At 40.1% G+C, this 6,419-nt stretch carries 5 protein-coding genes; 4 read left to right on the forward strand and 1 reads right to left on the reverse strand.

The features are described 5' to 3' along the window. Positions 1 to 74: 74 nt before the first annotated feature. Positions 75 to 1,067, forward strand: a complete 993-nt coding sequence (locus tag VB654_RS13535; protein ID WP_323214292.1) for a glycosyltransferase — start codon at positions 75 to 77, stop codon at positions 1,065 to 1,067. 344 nt (positions 1,068 to 1,411) lie between these two features. After that, on the forward strand, positions 1,412 to 2,740 hold the full coding sequence (locus tag VB654_RS13540) for a serpin family protein (RefSeq protein WP_323214293.1): 1,329 nt from the start codon (positions 1,412 to 1,414) through the stop codon (positions 2,738 to 2,740). Positions 2,741 to 2,877: 137 nt separating this feature from the next. On the opposite strand, the gene VB654_RS13545 is transcribed toward VB654_RS13540, so the two are convergent. Beyond that, entirely contained in the window at positions 2,878 to 4,038 is a 1,161-nt protein-coding gene (locus VB654_RS13545; protein ID WP_323214294.1) for an AI-2E family transporter, read from the reverse strand. 108 nt (positions 4,039 to 4,146) lie between these two features. On the opposite strand from VB654_RS13545, the gene VB654_RS13550 reads away from it, so the two are divergent. Together VB654_RS13550 and VB654_RS13555 are read left to right on the forward strand one after the other, a co-directional pair. After that, a complete protein-coding gene (locus VB654_RS13550) occupies positions 4,147 to 4,539 on the forward strand; it encodes a hypothetical protein (protein ID WP_323214295.1) in 393 nt (130 codons plus the stop codon). A 286-nt stretch (positions 4,540 to 4,825) separates the two neighbouring features. Continuing rightward, positions 4,826 to 6,238: an LCP family protein gene (locus VB654_RS13555; protein WP_323214296.1), complete on the forward strand. Its 1,413-nt coding sequence runs from the start codon at positions 4,826 to 4,828 to the stop codon at positions 6,236 to 6,238. Positions 6,239 to 6,419 lie beyond the last annotated feature (181 nt).

Below are 6,419 nucleotides of genomic sequence, written 5' to 3' on the forward strand. Positions count from 1 at the left end.
CCTATATATTGATTTGTGGTTGCCAATTTTAGCAATTTTTCTCAATCAAGCACCGCTATTACCAAAATATTTTCATGAGAAAGCTTTACTTCTTAGTTCCAGGTACTCATGGCAAATTTGCCTGCGGTGGACTTTGGGCAGAATTAAAAACAGTTAAACTAGCGCAGCAAATCTGTAGGGCTGATGTGGTCACTTATCGCCAAAGAGAAACAGACCAACTGTTTATTGATGATGTACTGGCAGAAAAAAATTTAGATGCAGCCATATTTGTCATTAGCTGGGGATTTGATGTTGCTAAATTAGCAGCCAAGCTCAAGCAATACAATGTTATTTACCATGCCCATAGTGCAGGTTATAAATTTAGCCTCCCAGCCAGTATTCCCATCATCACAGTTAGCCGCAACACAATGGGATATTGGGGGCAGAAATCTCCTAATTCTTTGATTTATTATTTGCCCAATCAAATTAGTAACGAATTTGAAAATTTACATCTAGAACGAGATATTGATGTTTTAGTTCAAGCCCGAAAATCTTCAGAGTATTTAATGCAATCACTGATTCCGGCTTTGCAGAAACAGTGTAAAGTGAAATTAGTTGATTATTATGTAGAAGATTTACCTGGACTATTTAATCAGGCAAAGATTTATCTGTATGACTCTGCTGAATATTGGGCGCAACAGCTAGTTAGTGAAGGCTTTGGACTGCAACCAATGGAAGCACTTGCTTGTGGTTGTCAGGTTTTTTCTAGTATCAACGGTGGACTCTCCGATTATTTAGACCCTGGATTTAATTGCTATAAAATCGCCGGATACTCAAAAGAGTATGATGTTCAACGTGTGATTAAAGTGTTGAAATACTCGCCAACTATCGACTTGCCAGAAGAGTTTTTTGCCGAGTATCGCACTGAAAATATTATCCAAAGATTCCAAATAATTTTGCAGGAATTAAACGAATTTTTTGATCACAAAAGCAAGTTTTCCGGCAAAATTCAAGATTTGTCGCCAACTCGTGTGGCTAAATTACGTATTCAGAACATATACAAAAAAATCAGGCAGCAATACTTTTAATTTTGAGCATTTTTGCTGTCATGTATCCCCTGTTTTATCATAAGATTTATTTATCGTCAAAAATCAAATCATAATTATTTTCTTATGATTAAGTAGTCTGGTATACATTTAGTCCAACTTAGACTGTTCTGAATCGTCAAATTGCCTCAAACTTAATCTGAACCACCGTCTGAATTATCAGCTTATATAAGTTATCTTTAATTCTACCCATCAACTGGCTGTTACTAAAACTGTAACCGTCTCAAGTTTTGGCTGTTCTAAATGCAATAGTAAACAAAACGAAACATTATTTAGCCTCCATGTTGTATGGACAGCTAAAAACGTTGGGCAAACGAGGTAGCAGAATGAATCGTCAGAAACTAAGTGGTGTGGAAAAAAAATTCCTACAAAGACGTTATGGTGTGAGTCTGGGAAGACGTTACGTTTTAGCAGCAGCTAGTGTTGTTCTGTTCGGTGTCTTAGGCTGTTCCCAGGTTAGTGGTAATACAAATACCCTGTCACAATCTGATTTACTTTATTCAGAGACTCGATTGCCAAAAAAAACATTAATTTCTGATGCCAAACTTGTGGATGCTAATAATAAATTTGGCTTCAAACTGTTTTCGGAAATTTTGAAAAATAACAGTAGGGAAGAGAATATTTTTGTTTCTCCTTCAAGTGTCGCGATCGCTCTAGCTATGGCATATAATGGAGCGAGTGGTTCTACTCAACAAGCAATGGCTAAAACCCTAGAATTACAGGGGATGAGTCTACCAGAAATTAACTCTGCTTACGCCACATTAAAAGAGTTACTAGAAAATCCTGACCCGCAAGTGCAACTGAATATTGCCAACTCTTTATGGGCAAATAAAGAAGCTACTTTGCAACCGAATTTTCTCCAAAGCACTCAGGAATTTTACAAAGCCAAGGTAACAAATTTAGATTTTCAAGATGCCGCATCTGCCAATACTATCAATCAATGGGTTGCAGATAGTACCCGTGGAAAAATTAACAAAATAGTTGAACAAATTGAACCTGAACAGGTGTTGTTTTTGATTAACGCCATATATTTTAAAGGGCAATGGAGTAATCAGTTTAATAAATCACAAACTGCTGAACATCCTTTTAGCTTAACATCTGGGAAACAGAAACAACACCCAATGATGTCGCAAACTGGCGAATATAGATACTATGAAAACGACAAATTCCAGGCTGTAAGTTTACCTTATGGTGAAGATGGTAAAGTCAGTTTTTATATCTTTTTGCCCAAAGAAGAATCTAACCTCCAAACCTTTTATCAAAACTTGAATTTTGAGAACTGGGAAAAATGGATGTCTGAGTTTAGAAACCAAGATGGATTTATTCGCTTACCTCGCTTTAAAACAAAGTATGATGTGACACTCAATGATGCACTCAAAGCTTTAGGAATGACAGAAGCTTTTAGTAATCAAGCTGATTTTTCCGGCATAGGTAGTAATTTAAAAATTAGTCAAGTTAAACATAAAACATTTGTAGAGGTAAACGAAGAAGGCACAGAAGCCGCCGCCGCTACATCAGTAGGAATCGTCGCAACATCTTTGAGAGAAAAACCAAAACCTTTCCGTATGATTATTGACCGTCCCTTTTTCTCTGCTATTCGAGATAATCAAACAGGCAGCATTTTATTCATGGGTTCAATCACAAACCCACAGTAAGAAGTGCTGAGTGCTGAGTAAGTTTCTTTCCCCCTGCGCCCTGCCCCCTGCCCCCTGCGCCCTGCTCCCTGCGCCCTGCCCCCTGCGCCCTGCCCCCTGCTCCCTGCTCCCTGCTCCCTGCTGCTCCCTGCCCCCTGCTAGGGTAATCCCGGTTCCGAAATACCTAGAGGATTGTTGGGTTCAGATGTTGGTGACTTTTCTGTAACCACGGGTGCAACTTTTTCTTCCGCTTCATTATTGAACCCTTGAGGACGCAAGGCTGTTAAAGCCGTCTTAATAATTACAGCAGTGGGTACTGCCACTATTACCCCTAAAAGTCCACCAACTCTTGCCCCTGTGAGAACGGAAATTAGTATCCAAACGGGGTTTAAGCCAGTAAAATTACCTAAAATTCGGGGTGCAATTAAGTTTTCTAAAATTTGCTGCACGATGACAGCTGCAATTAAAACTTTGACTCCCATTGAGAAATCTTGCAGCGCTACCAAGGAGGTAGTCAAGGCGATACCTACCGAACCACCAAAGGGAACCAGTGCCATGATGCCAATAGTTAAGCCAAACAACAACCCAAATGGCACTTTCAGCCACAAAAACGTCGGAATTAAAGCTGATGCCATACAGGTAGATAAAATCAGTTGGGTGATGAAAAAGTTTTGGAAACTCAGGCGGACTGTTTTAGAAAAAGGGTCACGAAATCTGGTAGGTAGCCATTCTACTAAACTCTGCCACAGTTCACCGCCATGCTGCAAAAGGTAGAAAGTCAAAACCATTGTTAAGAGGAAATCTAGCAGGCTAGTGAATGTCACCACTGCTAAATTTAAAACTTGTCCCGCGATCGCTTGCAATTGACCTTTAACGCGATCGTTGATTTGAACTACTAGCGCATCTAGGTTAATTGGTAAATTCAGGGTTTCTGCTTTCTGATTTAACATCATTAACTGAGAACGCCCAGAGTCGATTAATTCTGGTAATCGCGCCACCAATTGTTGGGCTTGAGTGAGGGCTAGGGGAAATAGGGTAACACCAAGTGCCAACAGCACCGATAAGGCGATCAAAAAGACTAAAATAGCCACTTGTTCTCGCCTAGCACCTTGACGCTCCATCCAGCTCACGGGATAGTTGAGCAGAAAAGCTAGGACTGAGGCTCCCACTAAAATAACTATCAGAGAGTGGAAATAATGAAAAATTGCCGAAATCGCCCAACCATTGAGAACTAAAATGGGAGCGCATAACGCGATCGCCCCAAGGCGCGCTATGGGTGTAAATGTCTGCCACCAATTGAGTAGCTTGCGTGTCTGCATCTTTAGCCGATTGCGGGATAGAACTAAATAAAATCTTTCTCTATGGCTTATTATCTCTAATTACATCATCCTATTTCATCTATCTAGTTTAGAATTAGACTCACACTAATGGAAAATCTTGAACCAATTGATAATTCCCAGTACACTCAAATCACAGCTACCTCTAAAAGACAGTTGTTTTGGTATTTAATTCCAATCATTGGCTTTTTCCCCTCCTTGTGGACTCTCTATCGTCGCCAGGGCAGTCGGGAACAACTAGTTGTCAGTCGTCTGTCTGTTACTTTGTCGTTTACTTGGCTATTGGGATATTCTTTGTTAGCAACTGGGGCTGCGACTTCAGAATTTTTCACATTACGGATGTTAATCCTCAATAGCTTTCTGACATCTGGTTACTTTTTGGTCAGCGTCTGGCTAATTATTCGAGTCATTCAGGGAAAATCTCACCGTTTATCAGGGTTAAGTCACTTTGCTGAAACAATTTTGGGAAAACACTTGTCTTGATTTCTGTAAGCAACCCCTAATTTATTCGTATTTTTACTGATTTTTTGCCGAAATTGCAGATGATATCCTGTAAGGTCTGGTCAAAGTAACTTATTGTTGTCATACTTCAATTAATTATCTCCGGATTTGTCACAAAGAATGAGAAATCCTGCTATAAGTGTTGTGGTTAACGCAACAGCAAAAGGTCAGTAAGGTTAATTAGAAGTTAACTTATATGAGTTAATTTAGTTGCATATTAATTAGTCAGAAAAATTACCGAATTTGATCAGTAAGTGTGAGGAAGTCTGTGACCAGTCAAAGAACTTCGGCAAAAGAAAACCAGTTAGCGCAAGCCCTAAAATCAAAAAACAAAAATTCCCAAATTCCTAAGTCTGGACGTTGGCTGTTGTTCTGGTTGGGTATGAGTGGTATTGCAATGGTATCAGCAACAGCAGGGGCGCTGTTGGCAGTTTCTTTGACCGGGACTCCATTGCAGCAAGCAGAGTTAAGTCCGCAAGAAGAAGCGGTTTTTGATGGCGATCGCATCGCCGGTAGTGGGTTAAGATTTTCGGAATTAACTCGCCCCGTAAATATCTTAGTCATGGGGATGAGCGTACTGCCATCTGATATTAACGATCCTCCCCCGGAATTGCAGAATCTGGGCTATGAACCCCAGGTAAACTCTTTTGATGGGCTGGCTGATGTGATGATTTTGATCAAATTTGATCCAGCCACAAAAAAAATAGCCATGCTCTCAATTCCCAGAGACACTCGCACAGAAGTAATTGGGTATGGAGTGAAAAAATTGAATGCTGCTAATATTGATGGGGGTCCAGCTTTAACTGCTAAAAGTGTAAGTAATCTTCTGAATGATGTGGCAATTGATCGCTATATCCGCATCAATGTTCTGGGTGTTGGTAAACTAATTGATGCTTTGGGTGGGGTAACAGTACACGTTCCCAAAGATTTGAGATACCAAGATGACTCCCAACATTTATATATTAATTTAAAGGCAGGTAAACAACATCTCGACGGTGATCAGGCTTTGCAACTATTACGCTTTCGCCATGATGAACTCGGAGATATTGGTCGGGTGCAACGTCAACAAATGTTGATCCGAGCCTTGATTGATCAAACACTTAACCCGACAACTGTCGCCCAACTACCTAAAATTCTCAACGTAGTTAGAGATAATATTGATACTAACTTAACAATTGAAGAATTATTAGCCCTAGCAGGTTTTGGCGTGCGAACCAACCGGGCCAATATGCATATGTTCATGTTACCCGGTCGCTTTAGCCAACAGAATGAATATGTTGCTAGTTATTGGCTACCAGACAGAACTGGTATTTCGAGAATGATGTCTCAACACTTTGGCGTGGAATCAACTCGTGAACTCAGATCCGTGACTTCCCGTTCTTTGCGAGTATATATTCAAGATAGTACAGGCAGCGATCGCACTCAACTGTATCCTTTAATCAAAACCTTAGAAGAATTCGGATATCGCAAAATCCAGGTATCTCAACCTTGGAACGAACCCCTACAGGTGACTAATATCATTGCCCAGCAAGGAGACGGCGAGAATGCAGAGTTAATTCGTAATGCTTTGGGATTTGGGGAAGTGCGAGTCGAAAGCACTGGCATTATTGATTCTGATGTTACTATCCAACTGGGTCAAGATTGGTTACAGCAAAAACATCTGTTTGAAGCGACTTATTAAAACGCATCCCTTCTCTGAGAGATTTTCCAAAAATCACCAGTGCTGAACACTCAGCACTTTTTTGTTAAAGGTTTACTTTAACCAGAAATTTTTATAAAATATAAAGCAACCGCCAAGGAGCTTAAGAAATTGTTGATTGCTGAAAACCTGAATCTAAGTTTGTTTCTACTCAGCATTTTAC

Origin of the sequence: Nodularia sp. UHCC 0506, from assembly GCF_034931045.1 — a bacterium.
In the GTDB taxonomy this organism is placed as follows: domain Bacteria; phylum Cyanobacteriota; class Cyanobacteriia; order Cyanobacteriales; family Nostocaceae; genus Nodularia.